General features: G+C 70.5%; 17 protein-coding genes and 1 tRNA gene. 10 read left to right on the forward strand and 8 right to left on the reverse strand.

Annotated features, from left to right (window positions below; translation table 11 throughout):
* Positions 1-159: 159 nt before the first annotated feature.
* The 4 genes from ABZ406_RS10520 to ABZ406_RS10535 are packed head-to-tail and all read right to left on the reverse strand — an operon-like array spanning position 160 to position 2,560.
* Positions 160-783, reverse strand: a complete 624-nt coding sequence (locus ABZ406_RS10520) for a hypothetical protein (RefSeq protein WP_357758492.1) — start codon at positions 781-783, stop codon at positions 160-162.
* Positions 784-796: 13 nt separating this feature from the next.
* Positions 797-1,378: a DNA-3-methyladenine glycosylase I gene (locus ABZ406_RS10525; RefSeq protein WP_357758495.1), complete on the reverse strand. Its 582-nt coding sequence runs from the start codon at positions 1,376-1,378 to the stop codon at positions 797-799.
* Positions 1,379-1,430: 52 nt separating this feature from the next.
* Positions 1,431-1,928 carry an SRPBCC family protein gene (locus tag ABZ406_RS10530; protein WP_357758498.1) on the reverse strand — a complete coding sequence of 166 codons (498 nt, stop codon included), beginning with the start codon at positions 1,926-1,928 and terminating at the stop codon, positions 1,431-1,433.
* Complete coding sequence (locus ABZ406_RS10535) at positions 1,925-2,560, reverse strand: DivIVA domain-containing protein (protein WP_357758500.1); 636 nt, start codon at positions 2,558-2,560, stop codon at positions 1,925-1,927. The genes ABZ406_RS10530 and ABZ406_RS10535 overlap by 4 nt, the downstream gene beginning before the upstream one ends.
* Positions 2,561-2,716: 156 nt before the next feature.
* Here ABZ406_RS10535 and folP point away from each other — a divergent pair, with 156 nt between their 5' ends.
* Positions 2,717-3,586, forward strand: coding sequence for a dihydropteroate synthase (gene folP, locus ABZ406_RS10540; RefSeq protein ID WP_357758503.1), 870 nt, complete (start codon positions 2,717-2,719; stop codon positions 3,584-3,586).
* A 67-nt stretch (positions 3,587-3,653) separates the two neighbouring features.
* On the opposite strand, the gene ndhC is transcribed toward folP, so the two are convergent.
* Positions 3,654-4,031, reverse strand: coding sequence for an NADH-quinone oxidoreductase subunit A (ndhC, locus tag ABZ406_RS10545; protein ID WP_091394827.1), 378 nt, complete (start codon positions 4,029-4,031; stop codon positions 3,654-3,656).
* A gap of 129 nt (positions 4,032-4,160) precedes the next feature.
* On the opposite strand from ndhC, the gene ABZ406_RS10550 reads away from it, so the two are divergent.
* From ABZ406_RS10550 to ABZ406_RS10560, 3 genes are all read left to right on the forward strand, one after another.
* A complete protein-coding gene (locus ABZ406_RS10550) occupies positions 4,161-5,645 on the forward strand; it encodes a hypothetical protein (RefSeq protein ID WP_357758507.1) in 1,485 nt (494 codons plus the stop codon).
* 280 nt (positions 5,646-5,925) lie between these two features.
* Positions 5,926-7,773, forward strand: coding sequence for a 2-oxoacid:acceptor oxidoreductase subunit alpha (locus ABZ406_RS10555; protein ID WP_357758510.1), 1,848 nt, complete (start codon positions 5,926-5,928; stop codon positions 7,771-7,773).
* Positions 7,766-8,800: a 2-oxoacid:ferredoxin oxidoreductase subunit beta gene (locus ABZ406_RS10560; RefSeq protein ID WP_357758512.1), complete on the forward strand. Its 1,035-nt coding sequence runs from the start codon at positions 7,766-7,768 to the stop codon at positions 8,798-8,800. The genes ABZ406_RS10555 and ABZ406_RS10560 overlap by 8 nt, the downstream gene beginning before the upstream one ends.
* A gap of 67 nt (positions 8,801-8,867) precedes the next feature.
* On the opposite strand, the gene ABZ406_RS10565 is transcribed toward ABZ406_RS10560, so the two are convergent.
* Positions 8,868-9,512 (reverse strand): NAD(P)H-dependent oxidoreductase, encoded by a 645-nt coding sequence (locus tag ABZ406_RS10565; RefSeq protein ID WP_357758515.1) that lies wholly within the window; start codon positions 9,510-9,512, stop codon positions 8,868-8,870.
* Positions 9,513-9,594: 82 nt separating this feature from the next.
* On the opposite strand from ABZ406_RS10565, the gene ABZ406_RS10570 reads away from it, so the two are divergent.
* Complete coding sequence (locus ABZ406_RS10570) at positions 9,595-10,074, forward strand: MarR family winged helix-turn-helix transcriptional regulator (protein WP_357758518.1); 480 nt, start codon at positions 9,595-9,597, stop codon at positions 10,072-10,074.
* 73 nt (positions 10,075-10,147) lie between these two features.
* On the opposite strand, the gene ABZ406_RS10575 is transcribed toward ABZ406_RS10570, so the two are convergent.
* Positions 10,148-11,161, reverse strand: a complete 1,014-nt coding sequence (locus ABZ406_RS10575; protein ID WP_357758520.1) for a potassium channel family protein — start codon at positions 11,159-11,161, stop codon at positions 10,148-10,150.
* A gap of 177 nt (positions 11,162-11,338) precedes the next feature.
* Between ABZ406_RS10575 and ABZ406_RS10580 the strand changes: the two genes are divergently transcribed.
* The 3 genes from ABZ406_RS10580 (at position 11,339) to ABZ406_RS10590 (ending at position 13,973) form a co-directional block, all read left to right on the forward strand.
* On the forward strand, positions 11,339-11,836 hold the full coding sequence (locus tag ABZ406_RS10580; protein ID WP_357758523.1) for a helix-turn-helix transcriptional regulator: 498 nt from the start codon (positions 11,339-11,341) through the stop codon (positions 11,834-11,836).
* Between the two features lie 136 nt (positions 11,837-11,972).
* A complete protein-coding gene (locus ABZ406_RS10585) occupies positions 11,973-12,572 on the forward strand; it encodes an ATP-dependent Clp protease proteolytic subunit (RefSeq protein WP_357758526.1) in 600 nt (199 codons plus the stop codon).
* A gap of 84 nt (positions 12,573-12,656) precedes the next feature.
* Positions 12,657-13,973 (forward strand): M23 family metallopeptidase, encoded by a 1,317-nt coding sequence (locus ABZ406_RS10590; protein ID WP_357758529.1) that lies wholly within the window; start codon positions 12,657-12,659, stop codon positions 13,971-13,973.
* 14 nt (positions 13,974-13,987) lie between these two features.
* On the opposite strand, the gene ABZ406_RS10595 is transcribed toward ABZ406_RS10590, so the two are convergent.
* Positions 13,988-14,063 (reverse strand) — tRNA-Arg (locus ABZ406_RS10595).
* A 571-nt stretch (positions 14,064-14,634) separates the two neighbouring features.
* On the opposite strand from ABZ406_RS10595, the gene ABZ406_RS10600 reads away from it, so the two are divergent.
* Together ABZ406_RS10600 and ABZ406_RS10605 are read left to right on the forward strand one after the other, a co-directional pair.
* Entirely contained in the window at positions 14,635-15,201 is a 567-nt protein-coding gene (locus ABZ406_RS10600) for a hypothetical protein (RefSeq protein WP_357758532.1), read from the forward strand.
* 2 nt (positions 15,202-15,203) lie between these two features.
* On the forward strand, positions 15,204-15,851 hold the full coding sequence (locus tag ABZ406_RS10605; protein WP_357758535.1) for a nucleotidyl transferase AbiEii/AbiGii toxin family protein: 648 nt from the start codon (positions 15,204-15,206) through the stop codon (positions 15,849-15,851).
* Positions 15,852-15,999 lie beyond the last annotated feature (148 nt).

Genomic DNA, 15,999 nt, shown 5'->3' on the forward strand with positions numbered 1-15,999 from the left:
TTCGCCGAGGATTGTGCCGACCGGCAGACGACGAAGTTAAGTTAACGTTAACATCGACGAACACAAATGGAAAGGCGACGGCCACGGCGGTCAGCCACCGCTCAGCTGAGAGTGGGGCGACCCGGTCCGGGTGCACGGAGGGGCACCAGGGCGTTGGTGCTAGTCGTCCTCTTCCGGGTCCTGGTTGGCCTGCTCGCCCAGCACGAACGCCTGCATGGCCAGCTCGTCACCGGCCGGGGAGACGAAGGCGGGCAGCTCACGCGGGCCCAACTCCTGCACGTAGGACCAGAAGACCCGAACCGCCTCGGCGGGCGTGCCGGCCTCGATCGGCAGGTCGAGGCTGACCAGCCAGGTGCGCCGCGCCGGGGGCGGGCCGAGCTGGTCGGCCAGCGCCCGGAAGGCCGCCGGGTCGAGTGCGGTGACCGGCCCGTCGAGCGTCAGCAGGTCGGCCGGCACCGGCTCGTCGAAGGCCCGTCGGGTGTACGCGACGACGAGCGCCGCCGGCTCGGTCGGGGACTGTGGGTCGTCCGGGTCTTCCCGGTGGCGTCGACTCGGTGTGCTGACCCGGCCGAGCGCCACCAGCCGTGGCGGGGCGTCGACGAGCACGGCCACCTGGTCGCCCGGGCCGGGCCGTGTGACGTCGGTCAGCCCGGTCAGCTCCAACGTGTCGTGGTGCACGAGCCGCTCGGCCTCGTACCGCTCGGCGGGCAGCAGCACCGCCCAGGCACCCACCCCGTCGGCGTTGCCGGCCGAGCCGGCCCGGTGCGCGGTCTCGGTCGTCATGTCTGCCATCTCATCACGCCACCGGTGCAGCTGTGACGTGACAGCCGACGATGTGATCGTCGACCATCCCGGTGGCCTGCATCAGCGCGTACGCGGTGGTCGGGCCGACGAACCGGAAGCCGCGCTTCTTGAGTGCCTTGGCCATCGCCGTCGACTCGGGGGTGATCGGCGCGAGCTCGGCGAACGAGGCGGGGCGAACAGGCCGGGGCTCCGGCGCGAAGGACCAGAGCAGCGCGGACAGGCCCTCGGGCAGCTCCAGTGCGGCGCGGGCGTTGGCGATCGCCGCCTCGATCTTGGCCCGGTTGCGGACGATGCCGGCGTCGGCGAGCAACCGGGTCACGTCGCCGTCGTCGTAGTTGGCGACGGTCGGGATGTGGAACTCGTCGAACGCCAGCCGGAACGCCGGACGCTTGCGCAGGATGGTCAGCCAGGACAACCCGGACTGGAACGCCTCCAGCGTCATCCGCTCGTAGAGCGCGTCGTCGCCGCGCAGCGGCCGCCCCCACTCGGTGTCGTGGTAGATGGCGTAGTCGGGGGTGCTCGACCCCCAGGCGCAGCGAGCCAGCCCATCGGCGCCGATCACCAGGTCAGTCACGTCGTACACGCTAGGGCATCGGTCCGACACCCCATTGCCTCCGGCCGCCCGGTCAGGGCAGCCGGCCCTGCTCGACCAGACGGGCGAACCTCTTCAGCGCCTGGGTGAGGCCGAGCTTGGAGCCGGGCCAGAGCACCGGCCACGCCAGTCGACCCGCCCAGCCGCCCGGCAGGTGGAACCACTCGTGCCAGACGACCTGGGTCCGGTCCCGGCCGAGCTGGGTGCAGCGCAGCACGCCCGGGCCGCGCAGAAGCTGGCCGTGGTGCACCACGCCGATCTCGTACGGCTCGTCGACGCGGACCACACGCATCTCGTCGCGCAGTGTGGCCCGGCCGAGCGCGGTGACCGCCTCGATCCGGCTGCCCTCGCGCCCGTCGCCCTCGACCACCCGGACACTGGTGAACGGGATCCAGTCGGACTGACGTTCCCAGGCGAGCAACGCCGCGAAGACCCGCTCCGCGGGGGCGTCGACGATCACCGTGGCGGTCACCTCACCGGCACCGGGTCGGGCCGCCTCCCGAAGATCGTCGGCGCCCTCCGGGTCGGTCATGCCGACTCCGACCGAACCACCGCGTCGCGCTGCTCGGTGCCGTCGGCGGTCTGCTCACGATCGGCCGACTCGTCCGTGGCCGGGGCGGTGGCCGGGGCCACCCCGTCGGAATCCGCCGGGGACGAGGTGGCGGCGGGCAGCGGGTCGGGGGTCGTCGAGCCGACCGGGGCCGAGCCCGCCTCGCCGGTGAACGGCGCGTCCTTACCCGGCTCCACCGCACTGCCCGACTCGACCGCCTCGCCCTGCTCGGCCGTGTCCGCGGTCATGACCTTGTTCGTCGACTGTTCGCGGGCTTCGCGCAGCACGTCCGCGTCGTCGGTGCGCCCCTCACGCAACGCGATGACCTCCGACTCCAGTACGCCGATCAGCTCGGACTTGTAGCCGATGTCGTAGGCGGCACGGCGCAACGCCTGATCGACCTGGTCCATCCGGTACCCGCGAAGCGCGGTGTCGAAACGGACCGCCCCCACGTCGGATTCGCGCAACGGGCGGGTGCCCGGCAACGCCACGGCCTGCGAATCCGGCTCGACCGGCACCAGCCCGGGATCACGACCGCTGACCAGCACCGTCACGCCGAAAACCACCGCCGCGACGGTCAACGCCACGACCAGGAGGAGGAGAAGCTGACCCATGTACTGATCGTGGCACGGCGGCCGGCCCGGAGCGACCCCGCCACCCGCCCCGATCACGATCGGCGCCGACGCCCGCCCGGAATCGGTGCGGGGCGACCGACTAGCGTCGGGTCGGGCTGGCGCGGCGGCGACGGCGCGAACTTCCAGGAGGCGGGCATGGCCGGGGCGCTTCGGCTGGGTGGGCGGACGTTCGCCCCGGGCGAGCTGGTGGTGATGGCGATCATCAACCGCACGCCCGACTCGTTCTTCGACCGCGGGGCCACCTACGCCGCGGACAGCGCTCTGCGCGCCGTGGAGCGGGCGGTGGACGAGGGCGCGGCCATCATCGACATCGGCGGGGTGAAGGCCGGCCCCGGTGCGGACGTGGACGTCGCCGAGGAGATCCGGCGCACCGTCGACACCATCGCCGCCGTCCGGGCTGCGTTTCCGGAGGTGGTGATCTCCATCGACACCTGGCGTGCCGAGGTGGCGACGGAGGCTGTGGCGGCGGGCGCCGACCTGCTCAACGACACCTGGTCGGGTGCCGACCCGGCGCTGGTCCGGGTGGCCGCGCAGACCGGCGCCGGCGTGGTCTGTTCACACGCCGGCGGCCTCACCCCGCGGACCAGGCCGCACCGGGCCGCCTTCACCGACGTGGTCGCCGACGTCGTGGCGACGGTGACCGGGCTCGCCGAGCGCGCGGTGGCGGCGGGGGTACGCAGCGACGGCATCCTCATCGACCCGGCTCACGACTTCGGCAAGAACACCAGGCACTCGCTGGAGATCACCCGCCGACTGGACGAGCTGACCGCGACCGGCTGGCCGGTGCTGGTGGCGCTCTCCAACAAGGACTTCATCGGTGAGACGTTGGGGCTGCCGGTGGCCGAACGCCTGGAGGGGACGCTCGCCGCGACGGCCGTCTCGGCCTGGTTGGGTGCCCGGGTCTTCCGGGCCCACCAGGTCGGCCCGACCCGACGGGTCCTGGATCTGGTGGCCTCGATCCGCGGCGACCGCCCGCCCACGGCGACCCGAAGGGGCCTGGCCTGACCGGTTGTCGCCGTGATCGGCCGCGAACGGCCGGGCCGACCGACACGATCGCCGGAGGCCGTGACACTCAGGTCCAGCGGAGGATGTTCCTACGCCAGGCGTAGAGAATGCCGAGCGCGAGCACCGCCACGAACACCGCCATCTCCACCACAGTCACCAGGCCGAAGCCCGGCCGGTCGAAGACCACCGCCCAGGGGAAGAGGAACACCGCCTCGACCGCGAACAGGACGTACAGGTAGGCGTACACGTAGTAACGGATCTGCATCTGCGCCCAGTCGGCACCGACCGGGTCGAGCCCGCACTCGTAGCTGGCCCGCTTGCCGGGCGGGTCGGCCGGACGTGCCGGGCGTAACACCCGGTTGGCCGAGAACGCCGTAACAAAGAAGAGAACGCTGGCGAGCAGCAGGAGCCCGAGCGTCGCGTACGAGCCCAGGTATCCGTTCACAGTCGGCAGCCTACCGCCCGCCCCGATCGGCCGTCCCAAACACGTTACGAATTTGTTTCCAGATGGGACTAGTGCGCAGGGGCAAGTGTTACCGAACATTGGACACCCACCCATGTCACCGGAGGACAGATGGCCCGCGTGAAGGCATCGCCCGGTAACCGGGCGGAGGGGCGGCGTTCCACGCCCCTGCTGGCGACCGCGCTCGCGCTCGGCCTGCTCACGGCACTCGCCGTGGGACCGGCCTGGGCCAGCGCGGCCGTACCGGACGCGGACCCGGTAGTGGCCTCCGGCGAACCGGTGAACGAACCCGGGGAGGAAGAACCCCCGACCACGCCGGCGGAGGAGCCCAGCCCGACCGAGGTGCCGGGCGGTGAACCGGGGCCGACCGAACCCGCGCCGGAGACCAGCGCCCCGCCGCCGGAGACGACGCCACCCGCGCCGGTGACCACCGCCCCGGAGCTTCCGCCCCCACCGACCACGATCGCGCCCGCGCCGGGTGGCACCACCCGACCGCCCACCCCGGGCCCTCCGGGGCCGCCGACCGCACCCCCGGCCCCGGCCCCGTCGACACCCCCGGCCCCGCCGGTCCGCCCGCCCGCGCCGGGTTCGCCGGCGCCGCCGCAGAACCCGCTGGGCGTGCAGGTCACCACCGGAGACGTCACCCTCACCGAGGCGTACTGGAACACCGCGAGCACCACTGCCACCCTCCAGGTCACAGTGCACAACACCGGCACGACCGGGGAACAGATCCAACTCTCGTACACGCTGCCCGCCGGGCTCACCGACGCCGGCACGAAGGGCTGCACCCCGACGGGTGGAGGGGCGTACCGCTGCGGGGCCTGGACCGCCGAGGCGGGCGTCCGGTTCAGTACCGTGCTGCACCTGCGCGTCGCCGGGACGGCATGGAAGCAGATGCCGCTCAGCGGCTCCGTCCAGGTCGTCGCGAACGCGTCGGGAGTGCCCGGGGAGGCCGCCGACGACCAGGGCTTCGCTGTGCTCTTCCCACCCGGGCCGCCGGTGCCCGGGATCACGCTCGCCGCCGACGAGGTGGCCTTCGACATCAGCGGCGGCCCGAGCATCCTCACGCTCCGGCTGGGCAACACCGGCAAGGTGGACGCCGCCGGCCGGGTCGAGGTCGTCCTGCCGGCCGGGGTGACGGTGCCGACCCCACCGCTCGGCTGCGTGGCGGTCAACCCGACCCGCACCCGCTGTGACGCCGGCCTGGTGCTGGCGGGTACGACCGCCGAGGTGCAACTGCCCGTGGAGGCGACGTCGGAGGCGCAGCGGGAGGCACCGTTGTCCGGTGCCGTGATCGGCCAACTCGATCCGCGCAGCGGCCCGACCCGTCGGGTGCAGATGAGCTTCCGGATCACCGCGGCCGCCGCGCTGGCCACGCCGGTGGTCTCCCCGCCCGCACCGACCGGGTCGCAGGGCGTACTCCCGGCCGGTGCCACGAGCCGAGACCGCGGGCTGACGTCGGTGCAGCGCACCGCGGTCAGTCTGATCGCCGTCTCCACGCTGCTCGTGGTGCTGGCTCTCACGCTTGCCATGACCTCCCTGCGCCGCCGGTTCGGCGGCCCGCCGCCCGAGCCGGCGACCCGTCCCGCCGATTGATCGACTGACGACCCCGGGCGCACCAGCGGCCGGGGTCGTCGGCTGCCCGGTGGTGATCTGAATTACGGCGGGCGGTGCGTAACACCGCAAAGACGTGCATTTCGCGCCCCCATCAGGTCCCAGTCGGCGGACCTCCCGGGATGGTTAGGGCTCCCTTAGACGTAGGCTCTCAGGTGAGGAACGACAGCGGCCGGACCAGCCTGGGGCGGTGCGGTGAAGCGTTGCGTCGAGGAGGTTCCGTGGCCGGGCAAGCCCCGCAGTCGCGAACGAAGGTGGCACAGTGACCAAGCAGATCCGTCAACTCGACCGGGTGGTCATCCGGTTCGCCGGTGACTCCGGCGACGGCATGCAGCTGACCGGCGACCGGTTCACCTCGGAGACGGCGCAGCTCGGCAACGACATCTCCACGCTGCCAAACTTCCCCGCCGAGATCCGCGCTCCCGCCGGCACCCTGCCCGGCGTGTCGAGCTTCCAGGTGCACTTCGCCGACTACGACATCCTCACGCCGGGTGACGCGCCGAACGTGCTCGTGGCGATGAACCCGGCGGCCCTCAAGGCCAACCTGGCCGATCTGCCGCGCGGCGCGGACATCATCGTCAACACCGACGAGTTCACCAAGCGCAACCTCGCCAAGGTCGGCTACCAGAGCAGCCCGCTCGACGACGACTCGCTGGCCGGCTACGTCGTGCACCCGGTGGCGCTCACCTCGATGACAGTCGGCGCGCTCGCCGCTCACCAGGTGTCCAAGAAGGATGCCGAGCGCTCGAAGAACATGTTCGCGCTCGGCCTGCTCTCCTGGATGTACTCCCGGCCGTACGAGTCGACGCTGCGCTTCCTGGAGCGCAAGTTCGCGAAGCGACCGGAGCTGGTCGCCGCGAACGTCGCCGCGTTCAAGGCGGGTTGGAACTTCGGCGAGACCACCGAGGACTTCGGGGTCCGCTACGAGGTCAAGCCGGCCAAGATGAAGCCGGGCACGTACCGCAACATCACCGGCAACGCGGCGCTCTCGCTGGGTCTGGTCGCCGCCGGGGTCCGCTCCGGGCTGCCGGTCTTCCTCGGGGCGTACCCGATCACGCCCGCGTCGGACATCCTGCACGAGCTGAGCAAGCACAAGCGCTTCGGTGTGCTCACCGTGCAGGCCGAGGACGAGATCGCCGCCGTCGGCGCCGCACTGGGCGCCTCCTACGGCGGCGCGCTGGGTGTGACCACCACCAGCGGCCCCGGCGTGGCCCTCAAGAGCGAGACGATCTCGCTCGCGGTGGCGCTGGAGCTGCCGCTGGTGATCGTGGACGTGCAGCGCGCCGGCCCGTCGACGGGCATGCCGACCAAGACCGAGCAGGCCGACCTCAACATGGCGCTCTACGGCCGGCACGGCGAGGCGCCGGTCGCGGTGATCGCCCCCCGGTCACCGTCGGACTGCTTCTTCGCGGCACTGGAGGCGGCCCGGATCGCGCTCACCTACCGCACCCCGGTGATCCTGCTGTCGGACAACTACGTCGCCAACGGCTCCGAGCCGTGGCTGCTGCCCGACGTGGAGTCGCTGCCCGACCTGCGGGTCGAGTTCGCTACCAAGCCCAACGCCGAGGACGGCACCACCTTCCTGCCCTACCTGCGTGATCCGGAGACCCTGGCCCGGCCGTGGGCGATCCCCGGCACGGCGGGCCTGGAGCACCGGATCGGCGGTCTGGAGAAGGCCGACAAGACCGGGGACATCTCCTACGACCCGGCCAACCACGACTTCATGGTGCGCACCCGAGCCGCCCGGATCGAGACCATCCCGGTGCCCGACATCGAGGTGGAGGACCCGGACGGCGACGCTCGGGTCCTGGTGCTCGGCTGGGGCTCCACGTACGGGCCGATCGGCGCGGCGTGCCGCGGCGTACGCCAACGCGGTCTGTCCATCGCTCAGGCGCACCTGCGGCACCTGGCACCGATGCCGGCCAACCTCGGTGAGGTGCTGCGGTCGTACGACAAGGTGGTCATCCCGGAGATGAACCTGGGCCAGCTCGCCCACGTCATCCGGGCCCGCTACCTGGTCGACGCGATCAGCTACAACCAGGTCCGCGGTCTTCCGTTCACTGCCGCCGAGCTGGAGACGACGCTGGAAGAGGTGCTGAAGAATGTCTGAGCCCGTCGCCGTCAAGCTCACCGCGAAGGACTTCAAGTCCGACCAGGAGGTGCGCTGGTGCCCCGGTTGCGGTGACTACGCGATCCTGGCGGCCATCCAGCAGTTCATGCCGGAGCTGAACATCCCCCGGGAGCGCACCGTCTTCGTCTCCGGGATCGGCTGCTCGTCCCGCTTCCCGTACTACATGAACACGTACGGGATGCACTCGATCCACGGTCGGGCCCCGGCGATCGCGACCGGCCTGTCGGTGTCCCGGCCGGACCTGTCGGTCTGGGTGGTGACCGGCGACGGCGACGCGCTCTCCATCGGTGGCAACCACCTGATCCACGCGCTGCGGCGCAACGTCAACCTCAAGATCCTGCTGTTCAACAACCGGATCTACGGTCTGACCAAGGGCCAGTATTCTCCGACCTCCGAGGTCGGCAAGGTCACCAAGTCGACCCCGGCCGGCTCGGCGGACGCCCCGTTCAACCCGCTCTCGCTCGCCCTCGGCGCGGAGGCCAGCTTCGTCGGCCGGACCATCGACTCCGACCGCAAGCACCTTCAGTCAGTGCTGCGGGCGGCGGCGGAGCACGAGGGCTCGGCCTTCGTGGAGATCTACCAGAACTGCAACATCTTCAACGACGGGGCATTCGAACAGCTCAAGGACCCGTCCACCCGGGACGACTACCTGATCCGCCTGGAGCACGGGCAGCCGATCACCTTCGGCGCGGACGGGCAGTTCTGCGTGGTGCACCCGCCGGGCGGCTTCGGCCTGGAGGTCCGGGAGACCAGCTCGGTCCGCCCGGAGGAGGTCGTCGTGCACGACGCGACCGTCGCCGACCCGGCGTACGCCTTCGCGCTGTCCCGACTGCCCGGTCTGGACCTGCGCAACACCCCGATCGGGGTGTTCCGCTCGGTGGACCGACCGTCCTACGACAGCGTGGTGCAGGCTCAGCTCGCGGCCGCCAAGGCCACTGTCACCGAGACCCCCGAGCAGCAGCTCGCCGGGCTGCTGGGCAGCGGCGACACCTGGACCATCATCTGACCCGTCAGCACTGACGAGAGCGGCCGTCCCGATCGGGGCGGCCGCTCTTCGTCGTACCGGAACTGCCTCAGCGCTGGGCGGTGGCCGGCAGCCAGAGGTTGTCGATCTCCTTCTCGGTCGCCGCGAGGCTCGCCTCGTGCAGCGGGATCAACTCGGCCATCGCCGGCACCGACGGCGCCAGGGTCAGCTCGGTGCTGATGAAGCGCGGCTGCATGCCGGTCATCGACAGACCGTGCGGGAGCCAGGGCTCCGCGTGGTCCCAGCCGTGGCGCGGGGTGCCCTCGCCGTAGCCGCCACCTCGGGTGGTCAGGACCACGAACTCGCGGCCACCGAGCAGGCCCTCCTGCGTCGTCGGGTCGTACGCCAGCCCGGGGACGATCAGGTGGTCGACCCAGGACTTGACGCTGCTGGGTGCGCCGAAGTTGTAGAGCGGAAGGCCGAGCAGCACCACGTCGGCCTGCTTCACCTCGTCGACCAGCCGCTCACTGAGCTGCCAGGAGTCGCGCTGCGCCGGGCTGTGCTGGTCCGGTGGTGTCATCCGGGCCAGGCCGCCGTCCGCGTCCAGGTGCGGCAGCGGCTCGGCGCCGAGGTCCCGGTAGGTCACCGTGCCGTTCGGGTGGGCTGCACGCCAGGTGTCGACAGCGCGGGCGGTGAGCCGTCGGCTGATCGACCAGTCACCGCGGATGCTCGAGTCAATATGCAGCAGGTGCATTATTCCTCCTTCAGGAATCGTCTGTGCAGCACCAACTATTTATAGCAGGCCGATGTTCCCCTGGGTCGGTAGACTGGGTCACATGTCCGCGCAGCCGCTCGACTCCTCGGCGCACCGCTCGGGCGCACTCCTGGACCATCTGGCCCGGCGGATGCGACTGCGATCGGAGTCGGTGCTGGCGCCCCTGGGGCTGCGGCCCCGGCATCTGGTCGCGCTCACCGTGTTGCGTGCCGGAGGCGGCACCGGCCAACAGGCGCTCGCCACCATCCTGGAGATGGACAGCACCAATATCGTCGGGCTCCTCAACGACCTCGAAACGAAGCAGTTGATCGAGCGGCGGCGCTCCCCCGAGGATCGCCGCCGCCACGTCGTTGAACTCACCGAAGATGGGGCAAAACGCCTCAGTGAGGCCGAGTGCGCCCTCGCCGGCGCGGAGGACGAGGTGCTCGGCGCACTGGATCCCGCCGAGCGGGAGACGCTCTACGAGCTGCTGAGCCGGGCCTCCAGCGGCACGTCGGTCAACTGCACCGAGGCGGTCTGCGTCACCGACGACACCTGCTGACCCAGCGCCACCGCAGGGACCTCAGCGACCCCATTCCCACCAGCGGTCACACCCGTTCACGGGGGCGGACCGGTCAGGCGGTGGTGGCCGACTGGGGGCGGTCGTCGCGGACGTGCACCAGCATGTCGCCGGTCTCGATCACCGCGCCGGCCCGGTCGGCCAGGGTGACCACCTTGCCCCGCCGCACCAGGGCGATCACCAACGACTCCAGCTCGCGCGGCGAACGCCCGACCTCGTCCCGCTCCGCGGAACGCATCGCCAACGCCATGCCCTGCCCGGGAGTGAGCAGATCCTCCACCACGTCGATGAGCGGTGGCGCCGACGTGGACAGGCCGAGCAGCCGGCCCGCCGTGGCCGAGGAGACGATCACGTGGTGCGCGCCGCTCTGCTTGAGAAGCGGGGCGTTCTCCGCCTCCCGTGCCGCTGCGATGATGCGGACCTGCCCGGCGGTGAGCTGTCGAACCGTCAGCGCCACCAGCACCGACGCATCGTCACTGTCGGTCGCGATGATCACGGCCTTGGCGGTCTTGACGTGTGCCTCGTTCAGCACCGACGAGCGGGTCGCCGAGCCCTCGATCGCCACGAGACCGGCGGAGGTGGCCTGCCGCAGGGCGGCTGCGCTGCGCTCGACGACCACGATCCGCGAACGGTCCAGACCGTTCTCCATCAGGGCGGAGACAGCGCTGCGCCCCTTGGTGCCGTAGCCGCAGATGATGACGTGGTCCTTCACGGCTCTCCTCCACCGCGACAGGCGACGGCCGGTCCGGTACTGCTCGGTCAGAACTTCCAGGGTGGTACCAACCAGGATGATAAGGAAGATCACCCGGGCCGGGGTGATGAAGAGGACGTTCACCAGCCGGGCCGACGGCGCGGCCGGGGTGATGTCCCCGTAACCCGTGGTCGAGAGCGACACCACCGCGTAGTAGAAGCAGTCGAGGAGGGTGAGACCGTCCTCATTGACGTCGCGGTAGCCTTCCCGGCCCAGATAGACCGCGGCGACCACGGCGAAGACCAGGCCCAGGGCGGCGGCGAGCCGGAGGCTCAGCGCGCTCAGAGGACCCCGGCGTTGCGCGGGAAAATGGATCACCGTCGAACCTGCTCCCCCGCCGTCGCCTGCACGCCCACAACATAGCGGTTGCACCGCCGGCCGCACGCCCGGGTCGCGGCGGACAACCGGCGGCGCGGCCCGGACGGGTCGGCCCGAACGGCCGCGGACGGGCATGATGAGGGTGTCCCCGACGACGACCGCGAAAGTGAGGCCCGCATGTCGTTACTGCGACGAGTGATCGGCGGGGTGCTGCGCCGCCACCGCCAGCGTCAGGGCCGCACGCTGCGCGAGGTGGCCGCGTCGGCCGACGTCTCCGTGCCCTACCTGTCCGAGGTCGAGCGGGGCCGCAAGGAGGCGTCGTCGGAGGTGCTGGCGGCGATCTGTCGAGCGCTCGGCATCAGCCTCGCCGACCTGCTCGGGGAGGCCCGCGACGACATGCGCCGGGTCGAGCCCCGCCTCCCGGCCGCGCCGCGCGCCGCGCTCACCCACCTGGAGCGGGTCGATGCGACCCGGCGCGAGATCGGCAACGCCACCCTTCTGGTGGGTCCCCGTGTCAGCGGCTTCGTCCTGCACCGCGGGCCGGTGGCGGGCGAGCCGATCCTCAGCGTCGACGAAAGCGCCTCCGCTGGTGGCTCGCGCCCCGGTCCGCGTACCGCAGCCCTGGCTGACTGCGCCCAGACCCGGCTGGGCCTGCGGCGGCTGACCGCCGCGTAGGCCGCGAGGGTTCTGCCGTCGGCGGATCTGCCGGCGGCAGAATCACTGGGCCGGCCACCGTCGTCGCCGCACGCTGGAGGGGCCGGTCCACCGGGTGGTCCCGACCGCCCGCCGGCACTGCGGAAGGCGGCGGCACATGATCAGGTACGACCTACAGATGCGGGTGGGCGGGCAGCCGTCCTTCGGTGACCAGGTGTTCGAGCGGTTGCTGCGAGAGCGGATCGTCTTTCTCGGCACCGAGGTGACCGAGGAGTCGGCCAACCAGATCTGCGCGCAGATCCTGCTGCTCGCGGCCGAGGACGCCGACCGGGACATCTTCCTGTACATCAACTCGCCGGGCGGGTCGGTGAGCGCGGGGATGGCTGTCTACGACACGATGCGCTACGTCCGCAACGACGTGGCGACGCTGGCGCTCGGGTTCGCCGGCTCGATGGGGCAGTTTCTGCTCTGCGCGGGCGCGGCCGGCAAGCGCTACGCGCTGCCACACTCGCGGGTCATGATGCACCAGCCGTCCGGCGGAATGGGCGGAACGGCCTCGGACATCACCATCCAGGCGGAGAACATGCTGCACGTGAAGCGCACCATGCAGGAGCTGATCGCTCAGCACAGTGGACGGACGCTCGACGAGATCCAGCGCGACTGGGACCGGGACCGTTGGTTCACCGCCGAGGAGGCCCGGGAGTACGGCCTCATCGACCAGGTGGTCACCCGAGCCGAACAGCTGCCGACGCTCTGATCAACGTCTGGTGGCTGCGGTACCGCCAGACGTCCCCACCCATTAGCCTCCGTAGATGTATCAGCGGGCGCAGAAGGAGTGGGAATGACGGACGGTCACGAAGGCATCTGCTGCGGCGGCGACACGACCACCTCCACGGTGAGTCGCCGCACCGTGTTGCGCGCCGCGGTGCTGGGTGCGGGCGCCATCAGCGCCGGTGGACTGATGGTTCCCGAGGCCGCAGAGGCCGCGCCGGCGATCTACAACCCGTTCAGCGCCTACCCGATCACCGACACCTGGGAGGGGCACCTCAGCCGCGGCTCGCGCGGCGGCATCGACTTCGGGATGGGAGTGGGCACCGCGCTGCCGGCCTGTGGCGCGGGAACCATCCAGAACATCCCGAACAACGGCTCGGCCGGGAACACCGTCACGATCCACCACGCGGACGGATACCGCAGCCAGTATCTGCACCTGTCGCAGTTCGTGCTCGCCAACGGCGCGAGCGTGGGCGCGGGCACGATCGTCGGCCGCTCCGGCGGCGCGGCCGGAGCGCCTGGCTCGGGCAGCTCGACAGGCCCGCACCTGCACTGGCACATGATCAACCCGTCCGGCGCCCTGATCAGTCCGCTCGTCTACATCCAACAGAACCCCGCAGACCAACCCCGTCAGGTGTACGAGGCGGCCAGCAACGCCGGCTGGCGCGCCCTACCGGTCTCCGGCAGCGCGGGCGCGGTGACCGGCACGGCAGCGGCAGCCATCACCCTGGGAACCACGAAGATCCTCTACACCCTCAACGGCGGCCGGATCCACGAGGCCGCCAGCAACGCCGGCTGGACCAACCTGTGGACCGGCATCCACGGCGCACAGGGCACCGCCCTGGCCGCGATCAACCTCGACGGGGTGAAGCTGGTCTACAACGTCGTCGACGGGTACGTCCACGAAGCCGCCAGCAACAACGGCTGGCGCAACCTCAACACCGGCATCGGCGGCGCCGACTCGTCGTCGATCTCGGTGATCGTGCTCAACGGCGTCAAGTACATCTACAGCATCGTCGGCGGTTACATACACGAAGCCCACAGCGCGAACGCCTGGCGGAACCTGAACACCGGCGTCCCCGCCTCAGCGGTGGCGGCGATCACAGTGGGCGGCACGAAGATCCTCTACGCCCTGAACGGTGGTCGGATCTACGAGGCCGCCAGCAACGCCGGCTGGGCCAACCTGTGGACCGGTATCTTCGGCGCGCAGGGCACCTCACTGGCCGCGCTGAACGTCAACGGGGTGAAGCACATCTACAACGTCGTCGACGGGTGGGTGCACGAGGCAGCCAGCAACAACGGCTGGCGCAACCTGAACAGCGGGGTCCGCGGGGCCCGTGCCGCCACTCTGGGGCTGGACGGGGTCAAGCACATCTACGCCGTCTGACTGGCCTTCCGACCTGGTGCCCCCGGCAGGATTCGAACCTGCGACACACGGTTTAGGAAACCGATGCTCTATCCCCTGAGCTACGGGGGCGCGAGAGCCCAGTCTAGCGACCTGCGGGTCGACCCGCGTTGGCAGGGAGTGACCCACGTTGACCTGCCTTGGATTGACGAACCGGCTCGACCGACGAGCACACGGTGACCACACGCGGCGGGCCGGCAACCATGATCATTAACTCCGAATGGCCTGGAGTGGCACGGATCGACCCGGGGTGACCTCCGCTGGAGAGCACACATCGTGCACACAGCAGAGGAGATCGACATTCGGTGTCTGACCCACCGTGGCTCGCCCGCTACCGCGCCGTCAGCGCGCTACGCCTCGCCGGACGCCCCGACATACTGGAGCATCCGCTGGGAGCGTCAACCAACATTCTTTCGCGCATGCGGACCGAGTACGCGCGAGCCGCTGTCGCGGTCACCGCAATGACCATCGACCTACTCGCTGCGACAAAGATGGCCGCCCGACGGACGTGGCAGACCCGCGAGATCACCTGCCAGACGGGTCCTGCGCACTCGAAGAAGGAATCAGTAGCTTTACCCCGCTGGTTGCAAGGATGCGGGGCAAGAAGCCAAGCGTGCTGGGCCTAGCGCAGTAGGCTGACAATATGGGTCGGTTCTCCGAAGATGAGCTGCACGTGGTCGTCGCCCGATACGAGGCGACGCGGGCGCAGGCGTTGACCGAACGGGACGAGCAGCTACGGGCGTTCCACGCGGCCGGCTGGCGGCCGGTGGATCTGCAGCGGGTCACCGGGTACAGCCGGGAGACGATCCGTCAGGCGCTCCGACCGGAAGTCCGGAGGGCGACCAACATCAGCCGGCGCAGGACATCACCCCAGCCGCCTGCGGACTACCAGCCCTACGGCGATCGGAAGCCCTACGTGGTGGCCGAAACCCTCGCCGCATTGCACGGCCCGACCGATGGCACGGTGACGCTTCCGCGTCATCTGGACTGGTCCGGGCACGCCGAGTACGACCTGAACCGGACCGCACGCCTGGCCAGCATGTACAAGGTGGTACTCACCGAAGCCAGCACGGTCGAGGATCTGAACACCTGGCTCGATGCGGTCCTCCTCGGGCGGCTCTGGCCCACCCTCTGGCTGCCGCCCCAGCTCCGCCAGCGCTGGGAGGATGCCTTTCCCGAACTCGCCGCGACCCGCCGCGACGCGGCATAGCGGTGGACCCCTTCCACGAACGCCTCGCCCGTACTGGGCTCGGGGCCGCCGATCAATACGGCTTCGCGCTGGCTGGCGGTTACGCGGTCCAGGCCGCCGGGCTCGTCGAGCGGCTCAGTGAGGACATCGACCTGTTCACCGCCTGGGACCGCCGCGACGAGTTCACCGCCGCGGTCACCGCCGTGGTGCACGCCTATCGAGACGACGGCCTCACCGTCGAGACCGAGCGCCAGTACGACACCTTCGCCCGGCTGTCCGTCACCGACGGCGTGCGGATTTCCAAGGTCGAACTCGGTGTGGACTGGCGTGCCAACGAACCGATCCTCATGGCGATCGGACCGGTACTCCACCCCGACGACGCGGTCGCGAACAAGATGGGCGCACTCTACGGGCGAGCGTTCGCCCGGGACTTCATCGACATCGACGCCACCCTTCGATCCGGCCGCTACACCCGCGACGCCCTCCTCGCCCTCGCGCAGCGCGCCGACCGTGGTTTCAACCGGCGCATCTTCGCCGACGCTCTCGGACAAGCCACCCATCTCGATGCCGACGACTTCACCCAGTACGGCGTCACCGGCCCAGCGCTGAACGATCTCCGAAGCCGATTCGCGGAGTGGCGCCGCGATCTGCTCGACGACGAGGATGGATGACTCGCTCCCGACTCGCGGCAATGTCAATCTGCACCCGCAGGACGCACAACGTTCCCGCTGATCTTCGGCAAGCGATCGCAGCGCGCCCGTGAAGCGACCGGCACGCAACGGGACGTCGCGGGCTGGTCGATGTCGGGGTGCTCTCGAC

Source organism: Micromonospora sp. NPDC005710 (genome assembly GCF_040630995.1).
In the GTDB taxonomy this organism is placed as follows: domain Bacteria; phylum Actinomycetota; class Actinomycetes; order Mycobacteriales; family Micromonosporaceae; genus Micromonospora.

Bases quoted from the DNA above. Each gene is read 5' to 3' on its own strand.
- ABZ406_RS10535 (WP_357758500.1), bottom strand. From the start codon at position 2,560: ATGGGTCAGCTTCTCCTCCTCCTGGTCGTGGCGTTGACCGTCGCGGCG.
- ABZ406_RS10560 (WP_357758512.1), top strand. From the start codon at position 7,766: ATGTCTGAGCCCGTCGCCGTCAAGCTCACCGCGAAGGACTTCAAGTCC.
- folP (WP_357758503.1), top strand. From the start codon at position 2,717: ATGGCCGGGGCGCTTCGGCTGGGTGGGCGGACGTTCGCCCCGGGCGAG.
- ABZ406_RS10590 (WP_357758529.1), top strand. From the start codon at position 12,657: ATGACGGACGGTCACGAAGGCATCTGCTGCGGCGGCGACACGACCACC.
- ABZ406_RS10600 (WP_357758532.1), top strand. From the start codon at position 14,635: ATGGGTCGGTTCTCCGAAGATGAGCTGCACGTGGTCGTCGCCCGATAC.
- ABZ406_RS10520 (WP_357758492.1), bottom strand. From the start codon at position 783: ATGACGACCGAGACCGCGCACCGGGCCGGCTCGGCCGGCAACGCCGAC.
- ABZ406_RS10530 (WP_357758498.1), bottom strand. From the start codon at position 1,928: ATGACCGACCCGGAGGGCGCCGACGATCTTCGGGAGGCGGCCCGACCC.
- ABZ406_RS10570 (WP_357758518.1), top strand. From the start codon at position 9,595: ATGTCCGCGCAGCCGCTCGACTCCTCGGCGCACCGCTCGGGCGCACTC.
- ABZ406_RS10585 (WP_357758526.1), top strand. From the start codon at position 11,973: ATGATCAGGTACGACCTACAGATGCGGGTGGGCGGGCAGCCGTCCTTC.
- ABZ406_RS10580 (WP_357758523.1), top strand. From the start codon at position 11,339: ATGTCGTTACTGCGACGAGTGATCGGCGGGGTGCTGCGCCGCCACCGC.
- ABZ406_RS10550 (WP_357758507.1), top strand. From the start codon at position 4,161: ATGGCCCGCGTGAAGGCATCGCCCGGTAACCGGGCGGAGGGGCGGCGT.
- ABZ406_RS10565 (WP_357758515.1), bottom strand. From the start codon at position 9,512: ATGCACCTGCTGCATATTGACTCGAGCATCCGCGGTGACTGGTCGATC.